We start from the raw sequence: 23,862 nt of genomic DNA, 5'->3' as shown, positions 1-23,862 counted from the left end.
ATTTTTAAAAAATTATTGTTGATGCAAAAAACCAACATTATTAGTTGATATAAAATACCTAGAACTAGGTATTTTGTAATACAATCAGGTAAAAAATAAATCTCGAATGATAATTCTATATTTAATTCGTTAAATGCTTGTTAATAATGTGCATTTTAGATTCAGGTTTATTATTTTCGCAAGATAATCGAACAACTATGGAAGAATTCGAAGATAGCAGGGCTTCAAAAAAAACAAAAACCATATACGTTTCTACTGTAATCAGCATCTCTCTTGTATTACTTATGGTAGGGCTATTGGGTTTAATCATTGTACACGGAAGAAATCTCTCTAATTATGTTAAAGAAAATATCGTACTTAACGTAATTATAAATGAGGGTACCAATGAAGTAGACATTTTGGCTTTGCAAAAACAAATCGAAAGTAATGAGTACGTGAAATCAACTCAGTATATCAGTAAAGAACTTGCTGCCCGAAATCTAACTCAGGATTTGGGTGAAGATTTCATTAAATTTTTAGGTTTCAACCCTTTGTTATCTTCTATCGATGTTTATCTGAAAGCCGATTACGCAAATAACGAAAGTATTGCTATACTGAGTCAAAAATTACAAAGCAACCCTTTAATTAACGAAGTTCGCTATCAAAAATCGTTGGTTGACATGATTAACCAAAATATAAGGACCATCTCTTTAGTGATTTTTGGATTTGGCGCAGTGCTTTTAATCATTGCTGTTGGATTAATAAATAATACCATTCGATTGGCTATATACTCACAACGTTTTTTAATCAAGAGTATGCAGTTGGTTGGTGCTACTAAAGGTTTCATTCGCAGACCTTTCATTTTATATGGTGTTTTACACGGATTAATAGCGGGATTAATAGCAATTATCCTTTTAATCTTAACCCTATATCTCGCTCAACAACAAATTCCTGAACTGGTAATTCTTAGAAATTACTTCGAATTTGGACTTGTTTTCATTTTAGTAATTGGTGTAGGTATTCTAATTTCATGTCTAAGTACTTATTTCGCAGTTACTAAATACTTAAAATTAAAAGTTTACGATTTATACAGATAAAAACATGATTAATCAATCTCAGAATAAAAACAAGGTTAATTTCGTCTTTGACAAAAGCAATTACCAAATTTTAATTATCAGTATTCTTATTGTTATTGTAGGCTTTGCTCTGATGTCGGGAGATACGGACATCTACAGTTTCAGAAAAATAATCCTTGCACCTATAGTTGTCATCGGAGGATTTGGACTTGGTTTTTATGCTATTTTAAAAAAGAACTCCTTTAACAAATAATGAATACTATTGAGGCCATCATTTTGGCTATTATTGAGGGATTAACTGAGTTCTTACCAGTGTCTTCTACAGGGCATATGATTATTGCCTCTTCTTTAATGGGCATTCAATCTGATAATTTCGTAAAACTTTTCACGGTAGCCATACAGTTGGGTACCATACTTTCGGTAGTAGCACTTTATTTCAAAAGATTTTTCCAGTCTTTTGATTTTTATTTCAAATTATTTGTTGCCTTTTTACCAGCAGTTATTTTTGGATTATTGTTTTCGGATAAAATAGACGAGTTACTGGAAAGTCCTTTAGCTGTAGCTATTTCCCTGCTTATCGGCGGGGTTATTTTGCTTTATGCAGACAAATGGTTCAATAAAGGTACAGTAAACGACACTAACGAAATAAGCTATCCTACAGCTTTTAAAATAGGTCTTTACCAATGTATTGCAATGATTCCGGGAGTTTCCAGATCTGGCGCAAGCATTATTGGTGGGATGGCACAAAAACTAACCAGAAAAGCTGCCGCGGAATTTTCTTTCTTTTTGGCGGTTCCTACAATGTTTGGTGCGACAGCAAAAAAGCTGTATGATTTCTTCAAACATGGAAATACACTGTCAGGACAAGAAATTAACCTGCTTGTTATAGGTAACATAGTTGGCTTTATTGTAGCTATTATTGCTATAAAAAGCTTTATCGGTTTCGTAAGTAAATACGGTTTTAAGGCATTTGGTATATACAGAATAATTGTGGGAGGAATTATTTTAGCTTTGTTATTAAGCGGAAGTAATTTGCAGGTGATGTAATGAGCGAAGAAATAGAAAAAAACAAAATTTATCCAACGTTTAACTTTACACAAGGGGAAGTTTTATTAATAAACAAACCTTATAAATGGACATCCTTCGATATCGTAGGAAAACTGCGTAATAGTTTAAAACCTTTGAAGTTAAAAGTTGGCCATGCTGGAACTTTAGATCCACTGGCGACGGGCCTATTGATTATCTGTACAGGAAAACTCACCAAACAGATCGATTCTTTTCAAGCTGAGGAGAAAGAATATACCGGAACTATCACTTTAGGCAGTACTACACCATCTTACGATCTGGAAACCGAACCAGATCAGTTTTTTGATATTTCAGGCATTTCCGAAAATCAGATAAAAGAAAACACAAAACATTTTATTGGAGATATAGAACAGTTTCCTCCTATCCATTCGGCCTTAAAAAAAGACGGAGAACGTTTGTATTTAAAAGCCAGGCGCGGCGAAGAAGTCAAGGTATCTGCCAGAAAAGTAAGTATCACAGAATTCGAAATTACCAGAATTGAACTTCCCGAAGTAGATTTCAGGGTTGTTTGTTCAAAAGGTACATATATAAGATCGCTGGCACACGATTTTGGAAAACAATTAGGCATTGGTGCTCATTTATCTAAATTGAGAAGAACAAAAAGTGGAAATTTCCGCATAGATAATGCTTTCGAAATAATGGAGCTGGTAAATCATATTAAGGAAATTAAACAAGATCCTGAATTCAAATAATTACCTGAGGAATGAAAATATACAATCACATTGATGAATTTATTCCTATAGAAAATGCTACTGTCACTATTGGCACCTTTGACGGTGTGCACATTGGACATCAAAAGATAATCTCCCAATTAAAAGAAGAAGCTAAAAGGATAAACGGAGAAACTGTTATTCTTACGTTTTTCCCACATCCAAGAATGATCTTACACCCCGAAGATCACAGTTTAAAGCTAATCACAACTATGCCCGAAAAGGCAGAACTATTAAAGCAATTGGGAGTAGATCATTTAATTATTACACCTTTTACGAGAGATTTTTCAAATCTTTCTCCTGAAGAATATATAAAAAATATACTGGTTGATAAAATAGGGACTAAAAGCATTGTTATCGGATACGACCATAGATTTGGGAAAGACCGCTCTGGTGGTTTACCTGAATTACAAACCTATGCTAAAACTTATGGATACCAGGTTACCGAGATTCCCGAGCAGGATATTAATGAAATAACCATTTCTTCTACTAAAATTAGAGAGGCTTTAAAAAACGGAGATGTTCATCATGCCAATGAATTTCTTGGACATGCTTTCCAACTAAATGGAAAGGTTATTAAGGGAGATCAAATAGGCCGGACTCTAGGCTACCCTACGGCTAATCTGTTTATTGAAGAAGAATATAAACTTATTCCCAGCGATGGAATTTATGCAGTAGAAGTTTTTGTCGATTCCTCTGTAAAGAATAAAAATCAGGAAATTATCAATCCTTATGGGACAGAAAACACCTCGGGAAATAATAAATTTCTGGGTATGGCTTATATCGGACACCGTCCAACGATAAACGGGATGAGCCAGAATATTGAAGTAAATATTTTCGACTTCAATGAGGATATATACCACAGCAGAATAAAGTTAGTTTTCTGGCATTTCATTCGTCACGATATCAAATTCAGTTCATTAGACGAACTAAAAAATCAACTTGCTAACGATAAAATTGCAGTTTTAGAAAAGTTCAGCACATAAAAAAGTTCTCCTATAATAGAAGAACTTTTTAGTGTTAGTGTATATGTAGATTTTTATGTTTAATAAAAACAGCAATATCCGCTGTTAAACATTACAAATGTACCGGCTTATTTTCAACAAAAAACTATACAGCTAAATTGTTACAACATTTGCATTTGCTCATCAAATATTTCTACATAGCAGAGAAATAGATCTTGCCTAGTTGAACGAATATCAATATAAAGAAGATTACAGCTACCGTTTTGTTGATAGCCTTACTGCTTAAAGAAAATTTTTCTTTAATATAAAGAGCAAATCTGGCGAATAGATAAAGCGCTAAAAATGCGCCAATTGCAGCTCCGACAGCAAAAACTTCTAAACCCAAATTATCAGCAACAACCCATCCGTTAGAAATTAAATAAGTGCCGCCTATCATCCAAAAAGGTATTTGCATTGGGTTAAAAATCCCTAATACGATTCCTAAACGTATACTATCGCGTTTACTATATTTTTCCTTTTCTTTAAAATTCTGGTTACCCCCCGACCGCCATGCGCTCATACCCAAAATCAAAAAAATGACAACCAACACCCAGTCTAACCAATGAATAAGATCTTTTCTATCAGCAAACCACTCAGCAAATTGTAATAAAATATAAGTAAAAAATGCCTCGAAAATGGCAAAGGTTGTGACGAAAGTTAATGCTTGTTTTAAGCCCCTGTTTGAAGAAATCTGAATGGCTGTTAAATTGATATTACCAAAAGGAAGATATCCTATAAAATTGACAACAATAGCTACAATTAGATTCTGAAGAAGCATGGATGCAAATATAGGTTGCTATTCTGGATTTGCAACATCATTTATGTGATTTTCACATAATAACTTTTCGAAATGACATGATAAAAAACCAAAAAATAAATTGCTTTTTTGTACAAGTATGGGGCAAACTAATAAAGCTATACTTTTTGGACTGGTTTCCGCATTTTTCTTTAGTGCAACGTATATTTTCAATAAAAGTATGGCTTTATCTGGAGGAGATTTTCTTTGGAGTGCCAGCTTAAGATATATTATTACTTTACCTATTATACTATTGATAGCACTTTTCAATAAAGAAGCAAAAATTCTCTTTTCTTCCTTCTTCAAAAGTCCTGGCCCTTGGTTGCTCTGGGGCACTGTCGGATTTGGCCTTTTTTATCTTTGTTTAACAGCTGCCGCAGCTATCAGCCCAGCATGGTTAATAGCCGGTACTTTTCAAACAACTATAATAGCGGGTTTATTTTTATCTCCGTTTATTTATAAAGATAACCGAAGGAAAATTCCCCAAAAAGCACTTTATGCAAGTACAATCATCTTATCAGGAGTTCTGCTGTCCCAAATTGGGGAGATACAACGCGAAAGCTCCTCTTCTTTAATATTGGGGACACTTCTGGTTATTTTAGCGGCTATATTCTTTCCTTTAGGAAATCGAAAAATACTATTGTATCAAGAGCGTTCAAGTACCAAGCTTTCTCCTATACAACGAGTAGCCTGTATGACTTTAGGATCCATGCCTTTGTGGTTTATCATATCAGCAATAGCTTACGAAAGAAGTGGCTTTCCCTCCGAAAACCAGATCATACAGTCTGGTTTGATTTCATTATTTTCTACCATTATAGCCACAGTAATATTTTTTAAAGCCACAGAAATGGCCGGTAATAATGCCGAAGCTTTAGGTGCTGTAGAAGCGACCCAATCCATCGAGATAGTTATTACGCTAATTGCAGAGATATTGTTTCTAAACGCAGCATTCCCTTCTTTATTAGGCTGTATTGGGATTTTGGTTATCATATTGGGAATATATTATTATTCCCTAGTTTCTGTAAAACGATAAAAGGGCTTAAGAATAATCTTAAGCCCTCCATTGTATTTGTAAAGAAATACTATTACAGTGCTGCTCTCAACATTAAAGCACCTACTGTTACATTTGTCCTGCTATCGATAATAATAGCGCCGCCATTCCTTTTATTTTTTTCAAAAGCATCAAATGCCAATTCATCCGCTGTTTTAATTTCAACCCTGCCTATATCATTCAATCCAAAGAAATCTGCATTTACCTTTTCCAGGGTATTAATATTTACCTTATATAGAATTTCCTGAATTTTGCATCTTGTAACTTTACTATTATGCTGAATAAAATAAGTCGCAGAAGTATCTAACTCTCTGGTATCCATCCAACAGATATCCGCTTCTATCTGATTGCTTAGCATCGGCAATCTTTCCACTTCAGAAATAATATCTCCACGGGAAATGTCTATATCATCAGCTAAATGAATTGTTACAGATTTACCTTCTTCAGCTACATCTAAATCTCCATCGTAAGTTTCTATTCTTTCAATTTTAGAACGCATTCCGTTTGGAAGAACTTTTACGCTATCTCCTACCTTGAAAGCTCCGCTGGCCACTCTACCGGCATAACCTCTGTAATCCGGCAATTCCGCTGTTTGAGGTCTGATAATCCATTGAACCGGAAATCTGGCTGGTAAATTTTTATCTTCCTCCCTTACAGGTACTGTTTCAAGGTAATCTAATAAAGGCAATCCATCATACCATTGAGTATAAACAGATTTGCTAACAATATTATCGCCCCTTAATGCCGAAACTGGTAAATAGTGTACATGTTTTACATTTACTTTTGCGATAAGTTCTTCGTAAGCCGCTTTAATATTATTAAAAACCTCTTCGCTATAGTCTACCATATCCATCTTATTCACACAAAGAACAACATGCTCTAACCCTAATAAGGAAACTAAGTAAGTATGGCGAATAGTTTGTTCGATTACACCTTTTCTGGCATCAACCAAAATAATAGCCAAATCGGCATTAGATGCGCCTGTAACCATATTCCTTGTATATTGAATATGCCCAGGTGTATCAGCTATAATGAACTTTCTTTTGTCCGTCTGAAAGTATTTATAAGCTACGTCAATGGTAATTCCCTGCTCACGTTCCGCTTTCAAACCATCAGTTAAAATAGCTAAATCAACAGTACCGTCATCATTCTTTCTGCTCGAACGCTGGATAGCTTCTAATTGATCTTGTAATACAGATCCAGTATCGTACAATAATCTACCGATAAGTGTACTTTTACCATCATCTACACTACCTGCTGTAATAAACTTTAAAATATCCATTAGAAATATCCTCCTTTTTTACGTTCTTCCATTGCTGCTTCAGAAACCTTATCATCCATTCTCGCTCCCCTCTCAGAGATTTTAGACTGAGCTATTTCCTGGATAATATCGTCAATATCTGTTTTTTCAGATTCTACGGCTGCTGTACATGTCATATCTCCCACAGTTCTGAAACGAACTTGCTTTCTTACAACAATATCTTCATCATCCATATTCATATATTCAGATGCAGCCATCCATTGTCCATTTCTCAAGATACAGTCTCTTTCATGAGAAAAATAAACTGATGGTAACGCTATATTTTCTCTTTTAATATAATTCCATACATCTAGTTCTGTCCAGTTACTAATAGGGAAAACACGTACATTTTCTCCTTTATGGATTTTTCCATTGTAAGTATTCCAAAGTTCCGGACGCTGGCGTTTTGAATCCCATTGTCCAAATTCATCTCTTACAGAAAAAATGCGTTCTTTAGCTCTTGCTTTTTCCTCATCGCGTCTCGCCCCACCTATACAAGCATCATATCCGCCCGCAGCAATAGTATCTAATAATGTAACTGTTTGCAATTGATTCCTGCTGGCATTTTTCCCTGTTTGCTCGATTACCTTTCCCTGATCGATCGAATCCTGAACATAACCGACAACTAATTTCTCTCCCAAATCCGCTATAAGTTTATCTCTAAACTCAATTGTTTCAGGAAAGTTATGTCCTGTATCGATATGTACTAAAGGAAAAGGGAACTTACCCGGACGGAAAGCTTTTTCTGCCAATTTCACCAAAGTAATTGAATCCTTACCTCCCGAGAACAAAAGTGCAGGTTTCTCGAACTGCCCCGCTACTTCTCTTAAAATGGCAATCGCTTCTGCCTCTAACTGATCTAAATAATCCATATTTTTAAGCTTAAAGCTAAAAGCAAAAGGCTTAAAGCTTTTATTCTTTATATTCTACTACCTAACAAGTACACTTCATCTTATATTAGATTCTAGTACCTGATACTTACTACTTGATACTATTTACTATGCAAGCCACACTCTTTCTTACTTTGGTCTTCCCACCACCATCTCCCGGCTCTAAAATCTTCGCCTGGCGCTACCGCTCGGGTACAAGGTGAACAACCTATGCTTGGGAAACCTTTATCATGCAATGGATTATACGGAATATGATGTTCTGAAACATAAGCTTTCACTTCATCCAATGTCCAGAAGAATATGGGGTGTACTTTTACCAACTGATGAGCTTCGTCCCATTCTACCCAATCCATATCTGTGCGATTTAAAGATTGCTCCGCTCTTATGCCAGTAATCCAAATCTTTTTATCTTTTAAAGCGCGGTTTAAAGGCTCTACTTTTCTAATTCCACAACAAGTTTTCCTGTTTTCTACACTTTCGTAAAAACTGTTAGGCCCTTTTTCCGTTACAAATTCCTGTAATAGTTTCGCATCCGGGTAAAAAGTATGAATAGGTTTTTGATAAGTTTCTAATGTTCTGTTCCATACATAATAAGTTTCAGTAAAGAACCTGCCAGTATCTAAAGTGAATACATCAATTGGCAAATTTTTGCTGAAAATCATATGCGAAATAACCTGATCTTCCCAACCAAAACTTGTAGAAAATACTATATCTCCGGCAAAATGTTCGGCTAAAACAGCCAAAGACTCTTCAGTAAGTCCTTTTATTAATTCTTTTACCTCGTTTGCTCTGTCCATGATTTTTAAATGTGCAAAATTACGATTATCTTCTCGTATTTACGACCTAAAAAAGCTTAGAATAAAACCTATAATATTTTTGGAACTTGCCAGTATTACAATAACACCTACCGCAACCATAATAGATTTGGCAGATATTTTATTCGAAACTTTCGCAGCTATTGGTGATGCAATTGCGCTTCCTAAAACCAGTCCGGATACCACATACCAATGAAGATTATCTAACATAGTAATAAATGTTAGTGAGCTCATTAGTGCAATAAAAAATCTACTCAATTTTACCGATCCCAATGAGAATCTTGCATGTCTTCCTCCAGCTATTAATGAAGAAAGTACAATGGTCCCCCAACCTCCGCCTCCTACTGCATCTATAAATCCTCCGAAAAAACCCAACGGCTTTATCTTCGTAATTTTCTTTGTTTTAATTTTTTTCTTTGCTCTTTGCTGAGCTAAAAATGCTTTTCTTAATATCAATACTCCCAAAGAAAAAGTGTAGACAGAAATTATCGGCTTTGTATAATGGCTATAATGTTCTAAAGATGATAAAAGGTAAGCGCCCGTAACGGCACCAATTATTCCTGCAACAACCAAAAGTTTAAACAACTTTTTGTTTACATTACCCATTTTATAATGCATCCATCCCGCTATCCCATTGCTTAAAATTTCAGAAATGTGAACTCCGGTACTTGCAGACGCAGGAGGAATCCCCATGGATAGTGAAAATGTCGTTGTAGTTACACCGTATGACATACCTATGGCTCCGTCTATCATCGCAAACACAAAACCCGCCGCTAAAAACTTATAAAACTCCGGATTTACATTATTAATAAATGTATTAAACTCGGGGTCTCTTTCGTAAAGAGTGACAAACAAAATCGCGCAGAATACAACTACAATAGACCAAATAATAAAGCTTAGCTTTTTAGGCGTTATATACCCTTTAGTCTCATCTTTAGTTACTAAACCTGCTGTAATTTCATTCAGCTTTTTTACCTTTTCTGTAAAATCTCCCGAAAGCGTATTTCTAAGTTTATTAATATTCTCCAAAGACTCATCAATTTCACTGGGGATATTATCGTTTAAAACCTCTTTTATACGTTTTGCAATAGTCGGGGATTTTCCATTCGTAGAAATAGCTATTTTCAGATTACCTTTTTTTACTATCGAACCTAAGTAAAAATCGCAAAGCTCCGGAGTATCTGCTACGTTAAGCAGTATTCCTTTTTCTTTACAAAGCTTATGAATCTCTTTATGTAATTCGTGGTTATCCGTTGCCAACACCACCAATTCTTTATTGTCCAAATCAGAAGATTGGAAAACACGTTGGTGAATTTGCAATTGAGGAAAATTATCGGCTAATGAATTTACGCTTTCTAAAACCCTATCAGCAACTATTGTTATGGCAGCATGGGGACTATTAGCCAACATAGCTTCCAGCTTTTCCAAGCCCACATTTCCTGCCCCGACTAATAAAGTATTAAAATTCTCTAACTTAAGAAATATTGGAAAAAGCTGGTTACCCTGTTTTTCCAATATTTCCAAATCCTCTGTTCCAGCTAGCATAAATTCATTAGCTTTTTTACATGAACACTATTAACCTACTTGTTCTGTTCTTCCTCTAAAGGATTTCACTTTTTCAAGGAAATCTCTTGCCTGTGCTAAATAAGCTTCTGCAAATTCTTGCGAAGGTTCATATTTATTAATCTGTAAAACCAGATTTTCAAATCCGTCAACATCAAATTCAGCAGCAGAATGTTCATCAAAAGCTTTGATTATACCTATTTGCGTACTTTGGCTTATACCTTTATCTAATAGAACGGCTTTAGCTCCACTTACCAAAGTATTATAAGCATGATAAATAGCGTCCGACCATAATTGCTGATCATATGCCTCTAATGCCCAACCATATTTCTCCTCTGTTTCGAAGATTAATGTGGCCACCAAATCAATAACTACACCCGCACATTCTCCTACACCGATAGCTCTTACAAAATCTTCGTTTTGTCCCCAGTCTATAAAATCTTCGTCGGTTACTGTTTCCTGATCTGCAATTGGCTTTAATAGCTGGTAGAAATAATCCTTTCCAAGCCCGTCATAGTAATTCAAGAAACTTCCAAAAGATTCACCTTTAATCCTATAATCGTCAAGGATAGTTCTTAAAACCTGTGGCGCTCTTTTAGATGGAACTTTAATTATTTTATCCGCCGCTCTGCCTTCGCCATTTCCAACAGCACCACCACCCAATAGTACCTGTACAGTTGGCATAATTTTCCCATTCACTTTCATGGAACTTCCATGGAAACCAATATGAGCTATACCATGCTGGCCACAGCTGTTCATACAACCACTAATCTTTATTTTGATTTCTTTGTTGTAAACAAAATCCTCATACTCCTCGTGTACCAAAGCTTCCAATACTCTTGATAACTCCATAGAGTTTGAAATACCCAAATTACAGGTATCTGTTCCCGGACAAGTTGTTACATCGGCAACACTGTTATGCCCTGGCTCAGATAAACCTAATTCATCCAAAATCAGGTACAATGCAGGTAACGCCTCTTTCCTAACATATTTAAGCAATAAGCCCTGATTAATTGTAACCCTCATTTCGTCAGCAATTAAAGGTCTCACAGCTTCAACAAATTTGCGAACCTTTTCAGTAGACATATCTCCGGTTTTAACCTTTACAAATACACCATAAAAACCTTCCTGCTTTTGTTGAAAAACATTGGTTGCCGACCACATTTCATACGCTAATTGCTTGTAAGCCGGTATTTCTACTGTTATCTCCACTGGCTCCGGAATATTCGGAGTATCAATAACACTTGTATCAATTTTATAAGTTTTTACTTTGGTAGATACACGTTCTTCTTCTACCATTTTCAAAAACTCTTCAAATCCCACTTTATTAAGCAAGAATTTTAATCTGGCTTTATTTCTATTAGTACGTTCACCGTATCTGTCAAATACACGTAAAACAGCTTCAGAGAAAGGAATAATTAAATCCTCATGCATAAAATCTGTTACTAACTGACCGATATATGGCTGAGCACCTAAACTTCCGCCTAAAAGGACCTTGAAACCTCTTATTTCTTCACCATTCTCATACTTCACTTTTGGTATAAAACCAATATCATGGATAAAAGAGAAAGCCGTATCTTCTTCACTTGAAGAAAAACCAAACTTAAATTTTCTTCCCAACTCCATACTTACTGGATTCCCTAAGAAATATTTAAAGAAACCATGTGCATAAGCAGAAACATCAAAAGGCTCTGCCGGATCTATACCCGCTGTACATGACGCCGTGACGTTTCTAACAGTATTACTACAAGCTTCGCGAATGGTGATATCGTCTTCAGCCAGCTTAGCCCATAACTCAGGTGTTCTATCTAAACTAACATAGTGAATTTGAATATCCTGACGTGTTGTAAAATGCAGATTTTTTGATGCATACTCATCAGAAACGTCTGCTATTTTAAGTATTTGCTTAAAAGTGATTTTACCAAACGGTATCTTGATACGTACCATTTGTACCCCCGGCTGACGTTGACCGTAAATCCCTCTCGCCAATCGTAAACTTCTAAACTTTTCATCGTGTATTTTGCCTTCGCGAAAGGCTCTGATCTTTTTCTCTAAGTCTATGATTTCCTTTGCCACCAAAGGATTTTCCAATTCACTTCTAAAACTTTGCATAATTTTATTTAAAAAGTTCTTTTTATTGATACTAAAGAACTCAAATTCTACATTCTACACCACTTAACAAATAGCCTAAACTATTATCCTACAAATATATATAATGTATACGGATTTAGTAGACTTTATTTGCATTTTTTTTAGTCCCTTGGCAGTCCCTTTTCTTTCGCAATTAAATCTGCAATAGTAGTTTCGGACAAAATCTTCAGAGTAGCATCGCGAACATCTCTAAAAGTATCTCTGATACCGCAATTTTCTTCGTCTTTGCATTCTTCACAACGCTGATAGAAATTCAAACTAACACAGGGAAGCTGCGCTATGGGTCCACCGGTAATTCTCATTACCTGTACTAAATTGATATCCTTAGGATTTTTTAACAAAGAATAACCACCTCCCGCTCCTTTCTTACTATACAGAAAGCCGGCATTCCTTAGCTCCAACAAAATTTGTTCTAAGAATTTCTTAGGTATTTTCTCCGTTTCTGCTATAAAGGAAATATTCACTGGTTCTTTATCATAATGTTCTCCCAGCGCTATTAAAGCCCTTATTCCGTACTTAGTTTTTTTAGATAACATATGGTTACTCCCAAATATCCTTAATTATTCAATTTCCACCGAATATGTTATTTCCACACCACCTGCGGCTAACATATCATGGACAGAACAATATTTTTTTACTGCTAATTCAGCAGCTTTTTCTACTTTTTTTTGATCTAAATCACCTTTAAACTTAAAAGTGATGTGGATGGTTTTAAATACTGCCGGTATGGCGTCAGCTCTTGTAGCAGAAACTTCCATCTGCAAATCATCAACCTGTTGTCTTTGTTTTTTTAAAATAGCTAACAAGTCTAATGAGCTACAAGATCCGAGTGCCATAAGTACCAACTCCATTGGTCTTACACCTAATCCTTCGCCTCCAATTTCAGGAGAACCGTCTATTTTAACTGTTACGTCTGTAGCAGTGCCTTTAGCTTCGAAATGAACCGCTTGATTTTTACGTTGGAGTTCAACTTTCATATTATCTGGATTTCTTTAATGCTTGTTCTAAATCGTGTTTTAAATCATCAATATTTTCTAACCCAACAGACAATCGTATTGTTCCTTGAAAGATACCAATATTTTGTCTTTCCTGCTCACTCAACTTCGAGTGTGTTGTTGTTGCAGGGTGAGTTGCTATAGATCTCGAATCACCAAGATTTGATGAAAATAAAATCATATTCAAAGAATCTAAAAATTCCGATGCTCTTTTTGCCCCACCTTTAACAACAAAAGTAACGATGCCGCCACCTTGCTTCATTTGTTTTTTTGCAAGTTCATACTGCGGATGCGAAGGTAAATGCGGATACATTACAACTTCAATATCCTCACTCATCGTCTCTAAAAACTCGGCAACAGCCAATGCGTTACTACAATGTCTGTCCATTCTCAATGGCAAAGTTTCCAAACTTTTAGATAACAACCATGCATTAAAAGCCGACATTGCCGGGCCCGTATGTCTTATAAAGAACATCATTTCCTTGATAAGATCTTTCCGTCCAACGACCACACCTCCTAACACTCTTCCCTGACCATCCATATATTTTGTAGCGGAATGGCTAACAATATCAACTCCATATTTCAAAGGCTTTTGCAAATATGGCGTAGCAAAGCAATTATCTACATTGATAATAATATTCGGATGCTTCTCCTTGATTTTACAAAGCCACTCCAAATCAACCAGTTCCAAACCTGGATTAGACGGCGTCTCTAAAAAGATCATCTTTGTATTTTCTTGAATAGCGTCATATACTCCTTCCGGATTAGATGCATCCACATAAGTTGAGGTTATTCCCCATCTTGGAAATAAAGTAGTGAGTAATTGATGAGTTGAACCAAATACCGAACGAAATGAAACAACATGATCACCACTCTTCAATAAAGCTGCAAACGAAGCAAAAACTGCTGCCATTCCCGACGAAAATGCCAATCCGGCTTCTCCCTCTTCCAATGCGCACACCTTATCAATAAACTCTGATGTGTTTGGGTTGGAATATCTTGAATATACGTTTCCCTCTATTTCATCTGCAAAAATTGCTCTACCTTGCTCAGCATCGTCGAAAATAAAACTTGAAGTAAGATAAAGAGGCACTGAGTGCTCTCTGTTTTCAGACCTTTTAGCTTGGGTTCTGATAAGCTTTGACTCTTCTTTCATTGATTTAGTTATTTGCCTTTTCTGATTACGGGCAAATTTATATTTTTTATAAAAACCTGTCCTGTAAATATTCGCCTGTATAAGACTTTTCTTCTTTAATAAGATCTTCCGGAGTCCCTTCAAAAACAACATGACCTCCATTATCTCCACCTTCGGGTCCAATATCAATGACCCAATCGGCACATTTAACCACATCCATATTATGTTCGATAACGATAATGGAGTTTCCCTGCTCAATCAACGCTTCGAAAGATTTCAACAGTTTTTTGATATCATGGAAATGCAATCCGGTAGTCGGTTCATCAAAAATAAAAAGACTTTTATTACTGTTATTCCCTTTAATAAGAAAAGAAGCCAGTTTTATACGCTGTGCCTCACCTCCAGACAATGTATTACTGGATTGTCCTAATTTAACATACCCCAGCCCAACATCAGCAAGCGGCTGCAATTTATTTAATATTTTTTGCTCATCCTTAAAAAACTCCAAAGCTTCATCGATAGTCATATCTAAAACTTCAGAAACAGTTTTCTCTTTATAAGTGATATCTAAAACATGCTGTTTAAAGCGTTTTCCATTGCATGCTTCACATGGCAAATAAATATCTGCCATAAACTGCATCTCAATTTTAACTTCTCCTTCACCCTGGCAAATATCACATCTCCCACCTTCAACATTAAATGAAAATGCTGCTGGTTTCAATCCTGCTGCTTTGGCTGAAGATTGCGAAGCGTACAATGCTCTTATTTCATCCCAGGCTTTCACATAAGTTACAGGATTCGATCTGGAGGATCGGCCTATTGGATTCTGATCAATCAATTCTACTTGGGCCAATAAATCATATGCACCTTCAATCCCGTCATATGCACCGGTTTGTTCACCAGAATAATTACCTAAAACTTTTTGTAAAGCCGGATACAGCACACGTTTAACCAAAGATGTCTTTCCGGAGCCTGAGACTCCCGTTACGGCCGTTAAAACTCCCAAAGGAAATTGTACAGTTACATTTTTAAGATTGTTTTCTCTGGCTCCCTTAATAGTTACAAAATCCAATGCTTTACGTCTTCTTATAGGAATATCTATCTTTAAATCTCCGTTCAGGTATTTTCCGGTAAGACTGTTTTTGTCTTTCAATATTTCCTTAAAGCTTCCTTCGAAAACAAGATTTCCACCATTTGAACCAGCTTCCGGACCAATATCAATAATATGATCCGCAGACTTCATCATCTCCTCTTCATGTTCAACCACCAAAACAGTGTTTCCTACATCTCTTAAAGATTTCAGTACACCTATCAGTCTGTTAGTATCTTTCGGATGCAGACCAATGCTAGGTTCGTCCAGCACATAAATTGAGCCTACTAAAGAGCTCCCTAAAGATGTTGCCAGATTTATCCGTTGCGATTCGCCACCGGACAAAGTATTCGACAAACGGTTTAAAGTCAGGTACCCCAACCCTACTTCATTTAAAAACTTAATTCTATTTGAAATCTCGAGCAGCAACCGCTTAGATATAACTTGTTCTCTTTCGTCAAGCTCCAAATCGTCAAAAAAGGCCAGTAACTTATCTAAAGGCATTAATACCAAATCGGAGATCGATTGATCTTTGATTTTAACATAAGTCGCATCTTTTCTCAATCTTGTTCCTTTACAATCCGGACAATTCGTTTTTCCTCTGTATCTCGAAAGCATCACACGATATTGAATCTTATAAGTCTGCTCTTCTAAATATTTAAAAAAGTCACTTAAACCATTAAAATAACGGTTTCCGGTCCACAAAAGTGCTCGTTGCTCATTAGTCAGATCAGCAATAGGTCTATGGATCGGAAAATCAAATTTAGAAGCATTTTTTATCAGTTTATCTGCCCATTCCCTCATCTTTTCTCCTCGCCATGGTACTATAGCACCGTCATAAACCGACTTTGACTTATCCGGAATAACCAAATCTTCGTCTATTCCAATAACTTTTCCGTAGCCTTCACAGGTTGGACAAGCTCCATATGGATTATTGAAACTAAAAAAATTGGGGACAGGATCTTCGAACTTTAAACCATCCAGCTCAAAACGATCAGAAAAATGTCGTCTTTCGCCTTCAAAATCCACATAACAGTCACCCTTACCTTCAAAAAAAGCTGTCTGTACAGAATCTGCTATTCTGCTTAAAGTTTCATCTTCCTTGTTGGTAACAATCCTATCGATAATAATATATAATTCGTCAGAAAGCTGTAGCTCTTTATTTTCTACAGTTTCGTCTTCTATAATATCTTCAACTTTACGAATTGCGCCTTTCAGCATTACTCTAACAAAACCTTTCTGAAGTAAGATTGCCAATTCTTCTTTCAACGTTCTGTTATTTTGAGGATGCAGCGGACAAATAACAGTTACTGTAGTTTCTTCAGGTAAATCCGTTATATAATTTACAACATCAGTTACCGTATCTTTTCTCACTTCCTTTCCAGATATCGGAGAAATTGTCTTCCCTATTCTGCTGAATAATAATTTCAGGTAGTCATATATTTCTGTAGAAGTGCCCACTGTCGAACGTGGATTGGAAGTAATAACCTTCTGCTCAATCGCTATCGCCGGGGCAATCCCTTTGATATAATCAACATCAGGTTTATTCATCCTCCCCATAAACTGTCTGGCATAAGATGACAAACTTTCAACATATCGCCTTTGCCCTTCTGCGTATAAAGTATCAAATGCCAAAGACGATTTTCCAGAACCCGACATTCCAGTAATAACGACTAATTCGTTCTTCGGAATAGCTACATCTATGTTTTTGAGATTATGTACTTTTGCTCCTTTTATTAGAATATTCTTTGCAGAATCTTTATTTTCTATCATGCTTTGTGTTCCAAATTAAACCTTTTGCCAAGATTTATATCTTACAAAAATACGGCTTATAAAATTGTTTTTTTAACCGTACTGTTTTTTTGACTAATATTTGAAATAAATTGTTTAGATAGAACACTTAAAGATGAATAAGCTGCAAATCAACTTATTGTAACTTATCACAAACATTTTATAATTATTAACATTTTAAATTTTGTTTTTTCTGATTTTATTATTTCATTTGGCCAAACATTAATTAAGATCAAACAACAAGGAAACGCCTATAGGAAAAAAGCTCTACTTAATAACATAAACTAAACAGAATTAAGGAGGAGAATTATGGGCTTTCATCTTAAAACAGACCAAGAATTAATACATCTGTATATTAATGGTACTGAGGCTGCTTTAACTGAGCTTATCAAAAGACATAAATCAAGAATCTATACTTCCATCTATCTACTTGTTAAAGATGAGTATTTAGCTGAGGATATTTTTCAGGATACGTTTATAAAAATTATAAACACTCTTAAAGCTGGAAAATACAATGAAGAGGGAAAGTTTTTGCCTTGGGCATTAAGAATTGGGCATAATCTTGTTATTGATCATTACAGGAAACAAAAAAGATCTCCTGTTATTGTAAATAGCGACGGCTTCGATATTTTTGATGTTTTAGGTATAGCGGACGAAAGTACCGAAGACAAAATGGTTAAAGAGCAAACTTATAGTGATATTAAAAAGCTTATCCATCATTTGCCATCGGAACAAAAAGAAGTATTGATTATGAGACATTTTGGCGAGCTCTCTTTTAAAGAGATTGCCGATTTAACCAATGTGAGTATCAATACCGCACTGGGTAGAATGAGATATGCTTTGAATAATCTTAGAAAAATGATAGCAGAAAAAGAGATGCTATTAAAAAGCTAATTGCATGAAAACAAAAGGGAAAAATTAAATTTTCCCTTTTTTATTTTCCTATACTTCCGCACATACACAAAAATTCACACTATTTCCCAAAATACTACACAAAGTTTAATTTATTTTGATTTTCATAAAATAACTCAGTATTGTTGCCGTTTCTAATGATATAAAACATGAAAACAAGATATATGATGGAAACTTCTACTATTGACAACGGATCCGTTGAAAAAGACATAAAAGGTAATTTTATGGAAAATATTACAGATTTAGAAAAGGATTTTTACAAAAAGATATCTCCAAATTTAGATGAATTGATTAAATCTCCATCAGAAGAAACGATTTCAAGAATTTTGGATTATTCAAGGTCTTTGTAAAATAAAAGGAGAAGCAAAAAATGCTTCTCCTTTTATTTTACAAACTGCTTACGGTTCTTTCTAAAGCAAAATTCTTTGCGCTCTTTGCGTATTTCTTAGAGTTCTTTACGTTTTTTTAACCTGTAATATTTATAAATCTTAACCGCACTCATAACAACCACAGCAAACACAATCAAACCTATAAGCCCATAAAGCCAGTCTATCGCACTTTTTAGAATTACAGTAAAAACTATTGCCACTAAGAATATAGTCGCCAATTCATTCCAAAAACGCAATTGCGTACTGCTTAACTTAAATTCACCTTTTCGCAATTGTTTCATGATTACCTGACATCTGAAATGATAAATCAGTAGTCCTAAAACAAAAGTCAACTTAACATGCATCCAACCCAAAGACAGCAGTCCCAAGTTTAAATACAACATGGTTATTCCGGCAAGTACAGTCAATACCATAGCTGGAGTAGTAATAATGTTCCATAATTTCGACTCCATTAGCTGAAATTGACTATGCAATATCTTGCGCTCCTGCTCAGGCTTTTCATTCGCCTCGGTATGATAGATAAAAAGTCTAACGATATAAAATAAGCCAGCCATCCAACTGACCATAAAAATGATATGAACGGCTAAAACGTATCTGTACATTGACTAATATTAATATCTGAATTCTTTAATTACCTCTACCGCATATTTAACATTATCAAAAGGAATATCTGGCATAATTCCATGCCCTAAATTAAAGATGAATCCTTTTTCACCTCTCATTCTTTCGATAATTCTTAAAATTCTGTCTTTGATAACCGCTTTATCTGCGTAAAGAACAAAAGGATCCAGATTTCCCTGAACCGCTATACCTTGTGGTAGCTTTGATTTAATATTTCTAATATCTGCATTCCAGTCAACAGAAACTACATCCGGTTTGGCTTCGGCCATTATAGGTGCAAAAACCGAACTTCCTTTACAGAAAGAGATTACAGGAACTGTACGATTCAACCTGGAAATAATGTTTTGAATATATTGATGAGAAAACTCTCTGTAATCGTCCCAGCTTAACGCAAGAGCCCAACTATCAAAAATCTGAACAGCATTTACTCCGGCAGCAATTTGCATATTCAAATAATCTACCGTAACATCTGCAATTTTCTGTAATAATTTATGTGCAGCTTCAGGCTGGTTAAACATAAATAACTTGGTTTTTTTAAAATCTTTAGAAGATCCACCCTCAACCAAATAACTCATCACCGTGAAAGGAGCACCAGCAAAACCAATTAATGGAATTTGTTGATCGCCCAACTTAGATAAACGGCTCTGAATAACCCTAATCGCATCGGCCACATACTGAAGCCTATCCAACACGTCGACTTCCAAAGCCTCAACATCTTTTAAGTTTTGTACCGGATTAGCAAACCGAGGTCCTACACCTTGCTCAAAACTTAGCTGTCCGCCCATAGCCTCTCCAGTTACCAAAATATCAGAGAACAAAATTGCAGCATCAATGCCCAATAAATCTACTGGAAGCATCGTAACGTCTGCAGCAATTTCAGGAGTTTTGCACATTTCGAGAAATGAATATTTATTCTTAATTTCCCAATACTCGGGCATAAATCGTCCTGCCTGACGCATCATCCAAACCGGTGGACGTTCTGTTTCCTGTGATAAAGCCGCCTTAATAAATAACGAATTTTTCATTTAATTTTCTTTAACTCCTTTTCTATGTTTTCTATAATACTTTTTTGTCTTGATGTTAGAGGTAAATCTTCCGTTTCTGCCAACCAGGCCAAGCCTTTTTCTTTCTCTCCTTTTCTTAAGGCTATGTTAGCCAAATGCAGCAAGGAGGAAATGATATCACCTGCTCTTAATCCTAAAAAAGCTGCCCTGCTCAAATGAGCTTCCGCTTCTTCATAATCAGATTCCTTAAGTGCTATGCTTCCTAAAATAAACTCATAATAAGGAAGCCTTTTTTTACTCAACCTTTGAGGATTCTTAATAGAATACAAAAGCTCTTTAGCTTTTCCAAAGTCTCCGTTCTTATACTGTTTTGCAGCTAAAACAACCGTTCCTTCTTTATAATAGCCCCAAATAACATAGCCTATGAAAAAAACAGCTAAAATTGTTATTTCATAGACTTTGAAATAAGCGGCCAACAAGGCCGTCAAAGCTAAAAGTACGCAAACTAAACCCCTTGCTCCGTTGGTAAACATTAATTTGCGTCTGTAAATTTATATCCTACGCCACGAATTGAGTGGAAATATATAGGGTTCTTTTGATCTGGCTCAAAATACTTTCTAAATGTAAGTATAAAGTTGTCTATTGTTCTTGTTGATGGGTAAACGTCATAATTCCAAACCGTTTCCAAGATTTGCTCTCTCGAAACAGCTTCGTTTTTTCGCTCGATCAGCAGCTTTAACAGCATGGTTTCCTTCTTAGTTAATGGAGTAATTGTACCATCTTCATTTTTCAATTCATAAGAGTTAAAATAAATAGTCTTATCTCCTATTTTATAAGAATTCAGCTCTTTCAAATCGTCACCTTTCATGCTCCTTTTAATCAGGTTGTTTACCCTTAAAATTAGCTCTTCCAGATTGAAAGGCTTAGTTAAATAATCATCAGCACCTTTTTTTAACCCTGTAATTCTATCCTCAGAAGTATTTTTAGCGGTTAGAAACATAATTGGAACCTCTGAGTTTTCTAATCTAATGGTTTCGGCAACTTGAAATCCATCAATTTCAGGAACCATAACATCAAGGATTATCAAATTGAATTTTTCTTCCTTGAAAACCTTTAAAGCCTTCTTTCCATCAGTAACCGCTCTGACAAAAAAGCCTTCCATCTCAAGGTTCAATTTAATAGCTTCCAGAAGATGTTCTTCATCTTCCATCAATAAAATTCTTTGTTTATTTATCATGATAAATACGTTTTTTTAATCCAATAGAACTTCGAAAACAGTTCCTCTTGGCGTGTTATCTTTAACTTTTATCTGCGCCTGGTGATTATCCAACACCTGCTTCACAATAAATAACCCCAAACCAGTACCTTTAGTTTTACGAGTTTCCTCGCTACCAACTCTATAAAACCTATTAAATATTTTAGGCTTTTCCTCATCCGAAATTCCTATTCCTAAATCTGCCACCTTAAATGAAACCTTCCCATTTGGTAATTTAGAAACACCAACAAAAATCGGATCACATTCAGCCGAATATTTCACAGCATTTTCAATCAGGTTCGATACCACCGCACTTAATGAAAATTTGTCTCCCTCAACAAAAACATCAGGTTCAATATTCGTAACCAAAGCCTCTTTACTGCAAACATGAATTTGCAATCTTCCTACAACCCGATCTACCAGTTCAGAAAAATTAAAATTTTCTTTTGGAAAAGAATAAGAGTTATTTTCAATTTTAGACGCCAATAGCATATTTTCCACCATATCATCTAATCTTTCGATATCCAAAAGAGATTTTCTAATGAAACCGCGTTGCGTTTCCTTGTCCAAATCCCTTTTCATAATGGTTTGTAAATAAAGCTTTATAGATGCCAGCGGCGATTTCAATTCGTGGGTAACAGATAGTAGAAAATTCTTTTTCTGCACATTCATTCTGCGCTCTCTGTTAAATGCCTTATGTAACATAATAGCACCTAAAGTCATTAACGAAAGGAAAACCACACCTTCTCCAACAACCATCCACTTTCTAACCGGATTATATGCAATTAACAAAGTCGCCCACCAGAATAGCTGCGCTATAACGTAGAAAACAATGACATAAAAAATGGTTAGTGGTCTCATATCTTACTTTTTGAAAATGATATCCAAAACTTCAAAAATCGTACGTTTTACCTTCTCCAATTCCATTTTATTATGCGCAGAAGAAATAAAGCCTACCTCGTAACCAGATGGTCCAAAATATACACCCCGGTTTAGTAATTCTTTGTGCATTTCTTTAAACTTATCCATACCACCTGCGTCAATATCATGTGCACTTTGTATTTTATCTTTATCTGTAAAGGAAATCCAGAAAATTGAACCAATTTTGAAAACCTTTAATTTATAATTCTTAGCCGAAGCATAACGTTGGATAGACTCAGCAAATTCCTGCGTTTTCGCATTTAGCTCTTTATAAAACCCTGACTTTAACAATTCAGATAATTGAGCAATACCTGCAGCCATTGCTACCGGATTTCCTGATAATGTACCTGCCTGGTAAACACCTCCATCAGGTGATATATGCGACATAATTTCAGAAGAAGAAGCATAAGCCCCTACGGGCAATCCTCCACCAATAATTTTTCCGTAGGTAACGATATCAGGTTGGATATCGTAATAACCTGCCGCACCTTCAAAACCTACTCTAAATCCCGAAATAACCTCATCAAAAATCAATAATGTACCATTTTCTTTAGTGATATTTCTTAAAAATTCAAGATACTCCCTGTCTTGCAATAAAAGTCCGTTATTAGCCGGAATCGGTTCAATAATAATTGCTGCAATTTGGCTTTCAAAGGTTTTAAACGCTTCTGAGATTGCTTCTCTATCATTTAAAGGTACAACTATTGTTTCGTTAGCAAACGCTTTTGGAATTCCGGCCGATGATGTCTCGCCAAAAGTTACCAAACCCGATCCTGCTTTTACTAAAAGCGAATCAGAATGACCATGATAACAACCTTCAAATTTGATAATTTTATCTCTTCCTGTTACTCCCCTGGCTAAACGAATAGCAGACATCACAGCTTCAGTACCAGAACTTGTAAACCTAATTTTCTCTATATATTTATTGTTATTGACAATCAACCCCGCTAATTCGTTTTCTAAAGCAGTTGGTGCTCCGAAAGACATTCCGTTCTGCATAACCTCAATAACTTTTTCTCTAACTTTAGGATGATTATGACCTAAAATCAAAGGGCCCCAGGAACAGCAGAAATCAACAAATTTGTTTCCGTCTGCATCCCATAAAAAACATCCGTCTCCCTTTTCAATAAACAATGGCGTTCCGTAAACAGATTTAAAAGCCCTAACCGGAGAATTTACACCTCCAGGGAAAAAGGTTTTTGCCTTTTCATACAAAGCCGCAGATTTTTCCCTCACAATTTCTCGCTTTTCTTTGTTTGAAACGGTATTATCTCCGTCATTTCCCGACAACATATTCTTAAGAGAATCGAACATTATATATAGAATTG

At 35.6% G+C, this 23,862-nt stretch carries 24 protein-coding genes; 8 read left to right on the top strand and 16 right to left on the bottom strand.

The features are described from left to right. The first annotated feature begins 197 nt into the window (after positions 1–197). The 5 genes from PEDSA_RS01270 to PEDSA_RS01250 are packed head-to-tail and all read left to right on the top strand — an operon-like array spanning position 198 to position 3,837. Positions 198–1,076, top strand: coding sequence for a cell division protein FtsX (locus PEDSA_RS01270; RefSeq protein WP_041537198.1), 879 nt, complete (start codon positions 198–200; stop codon positions 1,074–1,076). A gap of 4 nt (positions 1,077–1,080) precedes the next feature. Beyond that, positions 1,081–1,308, top strand: a complete 228-nt coding sequence (locus PEDSA_RS01265; RefSeq protein WP_013631335.1) for a DUF3098 domain-containing protein — start codon at positions 1,081–1,083, stop codon at positions 1,306–1,308. After that, positions 1,308–2,102 (top strand): undecaprenyl-diphosphate phosphatase, encoded by a 795-nt coding sequence (locus PEDSA_RS01260; RefSeq protein ID WP_013631334.1) that lies wholly within the window; start codon positions 1,308–1,310, stop codon positions 2,100–2,102. The genes PEDSA_RS01265 and PEDSA_RS01260 overlap by 1 nt, the downstream gene beginning before the upstream one ends. Beyond that, on the top strand, positions 2,102–2,833 hold the full coding sequence (truB, locus tag PEDSA_RS01255; protein ID WP_013631333.1) for a tRNA pseudouridine(55) synthase TruB: 732 nt from the start codon (positions 2,102–2,104) through the stop codon (positions 2,831–2,833). The genes PEDSA_RS01260 and truB overlap by 1 nt, the downstream gene beginning before the upstream one ends. Positions 2,834–2,844: 11 nt before the next feature. Then, positions 2,845–3,837, top strand: a complete 993-nt coding sequence (locus PEDSA_RS01250) for a bifunctional riboflavin kinase/FAD synthetase (RefSeq protein WP_013631332.1) — start codon at positions 2,845–2,847, stop codon at positions 3,835–3,837. Between the two features lie 172 nt (positions 3,838–4,009). Here the strand turns inward: PEDSA_RS01250 and PEDSA_RS01245 are convergent, their stop codons facing one another. Further along, positions 4,010–4,633: a LysE family transporter gene (locus PEDSA_RS01245; RefSeq protein ID WP_013631331.1), complete on the bottom strand. Its 624-nt coding sequence runs from the start codon at positions 4,631–4,633 to the stop codon at positions 4,010–4,012. A gap of 118 nt (positions 4,634–4,751) precedes the next feature. Between PEDSA_RS01245 and PEDSA_RS01240 the strand changes: the two genes are divergently transcribed. After that, entirely contained in the window at positions 4,752–5,684 is a 933-nt protein-coding gene (locus tag PEDSA_RS01240) for a DMT family transporter (RefSeq protein WP_013631330.1), read from the top strand. A gap of 52 nt (positions 5,685–5,736) precedes the next feature. On the opposite strand, the gene PEDSA_RS01235 is transcribed toward PEDSA_RS01240, so the two are convergent. The 9 genes from PEDSA_RS01235 to uvrA form a co-directional block, all read right to left on the bottom strand. Then, positions 5,737–6,984, bottom strand: coding sequence for a sulfate adenylyltransferase subunit 1 (locus PEDSA_RS01235; protein WP_013631329.1), 1,248 nt, complete (start codon positions 6,982–6,984; stop codon positions 5,737–5,739). Continuing rightward, positions 6,984–7,874 (bottom strand): sulfate adenylyltransferase subunit CysD, encoded by an 891-nt coding sequence (cysD, locus tag PEDSA_RS01230; protein WP_013631328.1) that lies wholly within the window; start codon positions 7,872–7,874, stop codon positions 6,984–6,986. The genes PEDSA_RS01235 and cysD overlap by 1 nt, the downstream gene beginning before the upstream one ends. Positions 7,875–7,993: 119 nt before the next feature. Then, positions 7,994–8,689 (bottom strand): phosphoadenylyl-sulfate reductase, encoded by a 696-nt coding sequence (locus tag PEDSA_RS01225; protein WP_013631327.1) that lies wholly within the window; start codon positions 8,687–8,689, stop codon positions 7,994–7,996. Between the two features lie 39 nt (positions 8,690–8,728). Continuing rightward, positions 8,729–10,252: a TSUP family transporter gene (locus PEDSA_RS01220; RefSeq protein WP_013631326.1), complete on the bottom strand. Its 1,524-nt coding sequence runs from the start codon at positions 10,250–10,252 to the stop codon at positions 8,729–8,731. A 30-nt stretch (positions 10,253–10,282) separates the two neighbouring features. Continuing rightward, positions 10,283–12,382: a nitrite reductase gene (locus PEDSA_RS01215; RefSeq protein WP_013631325.1), complete on the bottom strand. Its 2,100-nt coding sequence runs from the start codon at positions 12,380–12,382 to the stop codon at positions 10,283–10,285. 140 nt (positions 12,383–12,522) lie between these two features. After that, positions 12,523–12,957: an RrF2 family transcriptional regulator gene (locus PEDSA_RS01210; RefSeq protein ID WP_013631324.1), complete on the bottom strand. Its 435-nt coding sequence runs from the start codon at positions 12,955–12,957 to the stop codon at positions 12,523–12,525. A gap of 24 nt (positions 12,958–12,981) precedes the next feature. Next, positions 12,982–13,398: an OsmC family protein gene (locus PEDSA_RS01205; protein ID WP_013631323.1), complete on the bottom strand. Its 417-nt coding sequence runs from the start codon at positions 13,396–13,398 to the stop codon at positions 12,982–12,984. A 1-nt stretch (position 13,399) separates the two neighbouring features. Continuing rightward, positions 13,400–14,572, bottom strand: a complete 1,173-nt coding sequence (locus PEDSA_RS01200; protein WP_013631322.1) for a trans-sulfuration enzyme family protein — start codon at positions 14,570–14,572, stop codon at positions 13,400–13,402. A 46-nt stretch (positions 14,573–14,618) separates the two neighbouring features. Then, positions 14,619–17,414 (bottom strand): excinuclease ABC subunit UvrA, encoded by a 2,796-nt coding sequence (uvrA, locus tag PEDSA_RS01195; protein WP_013631321.1) that lies wholly within the window; start codon positions 17,412–17,414, stop codon positions 14,619–14,621. Positions 17,415–17,741: 327 nt separating this feature from the next. Between uvrA and PEDSA_RS01190 the strand changes: the two genes are divergently transcribed. Together PEDSA_RS01190 and PEDSA_RS01185 are read left to right on the top strand one after the other, a co-directional pair. Then, positions 17,742–18,326, top strand: a complete 585-nt coding sequence (locus PEDSA_RS01190; RefSeq protein WP_013631320.1) for an RNA polymerase sigma factor — start codon at positions 17,742–17,744, stop codon at positions 18,324–18,326. A 167-nt stretch (positions 18,327–18,493) separates the two neighbouring features. Further along, entirely contained in the window at positions 18,494–18,694 is a 201-nt protein-coding gene (locus PEDSA_RS01185; protein WP_013631319.1) for a hypothetical protein, read from the top strand. A gap of 95 nt (positions 18,695–18,789) precedes the next feature. On the opposite strand, the gene hemJ is transcribed toward PEDSA_RS01185, so the two are convergent. The 6 genes from hemJ to hemL are packed head-to-tail and all read right to left on the bottom strand — an operon-like array spanning position 18,790 to position 23,848. Next, the gene (gene hemJ / locus PEDSA_RS01180; RefSeq protein ID WP_013631318.1) at positions 18,790–19,335 is read right to left on the bottom strand and encodes a protoporphyrinogen oxidase HemJ; all 546 of its coding nucleotides are present in this window, start codon (positions 19,333–19,335) and stop codon (positions 18,790–18,792) included. A 9-nt stretch (positions 19,336–19,344) separates the two neighbouring features. Further along, on the bottom strand, positions 19,345–20,379 hold the full coding sequence (hemE, locus tag PEDSA_RS01175; protein ID WP_013631317.1) for a uroporphyrinogen decarboxylase: 1,035 nt from the start codon (positions 20,377–20,379) through the stop codon (positions 19,345–19,347). Further along, a complete protein-coding gene (locus tag PEDSA_RS01170) occupies positions 20,376–20,891 on the bottom strand; it encodes a tetratricopeptide repeat protein (RefSeq protein ID WP_013631316.1) in 516 nt (171 codons plus the stop codon). Before PEDSA_RS01170 ends, hemE begins: the two co-directional genes overlap by 4 nt. Next, a complete protein-coding gene (locus PEDSA_RS01165; RefSeq protein ID WP_013631315.1) occupies positions 20,891–21,595 on the bottom strand; it encodes a response regulator transcription factor in 705 nt (234 codons plus the stop codon). Before PEDSA_RS01165 ends, PEDSA_RS01170 begins: the two co-directional genes overlap by 1 nt. A gap of 15 nt (positions 21,596–21,610) precedes the next feature. After that, the gene (locus PEDSA_RS01160) at positions 21,611–22,474 is read right to left on the bottom strand and encodes a sensor histidine kinase (protein ID WP_013631314.1); all 864 of its coding nucleotides are present in this window, start codon (positions 22,472–22,474) and stop codon (positions 21,611–21,613) included. Positions 22,475–22,477: 3 nt separating this feature from the next. Beyond that, on the bottom strand, positions 22,478–23,848 hold the full coding sequence (gene hemL / locus PEDSA_RS01155) for a glutamate-1-semialdehyde 2,1-aminomutase (protein WP_013631313.1): 1,371 nt from the start codon (positions 23,846–23,848) through the stop codon (positions 22,478–22,480). Positions 23,849–23,862: the final 14 nt, after the last annotated feature.

Source organism: Pseudopedobacter saltans DSM 12145 (assembly GCF_000190735.1).
Classification (GTDB): Bacteria; Bacteroidota; Bacteroidia; order Sphingobacteriales; family Sphingobacteriaceae; genus Pseudopedobacter; species Pseudopedobacter saltans.
Note: the sequence above shows the minus strand (reverse complement) of the source record. Positions and strands in the feature narration are given on the sequence as shown.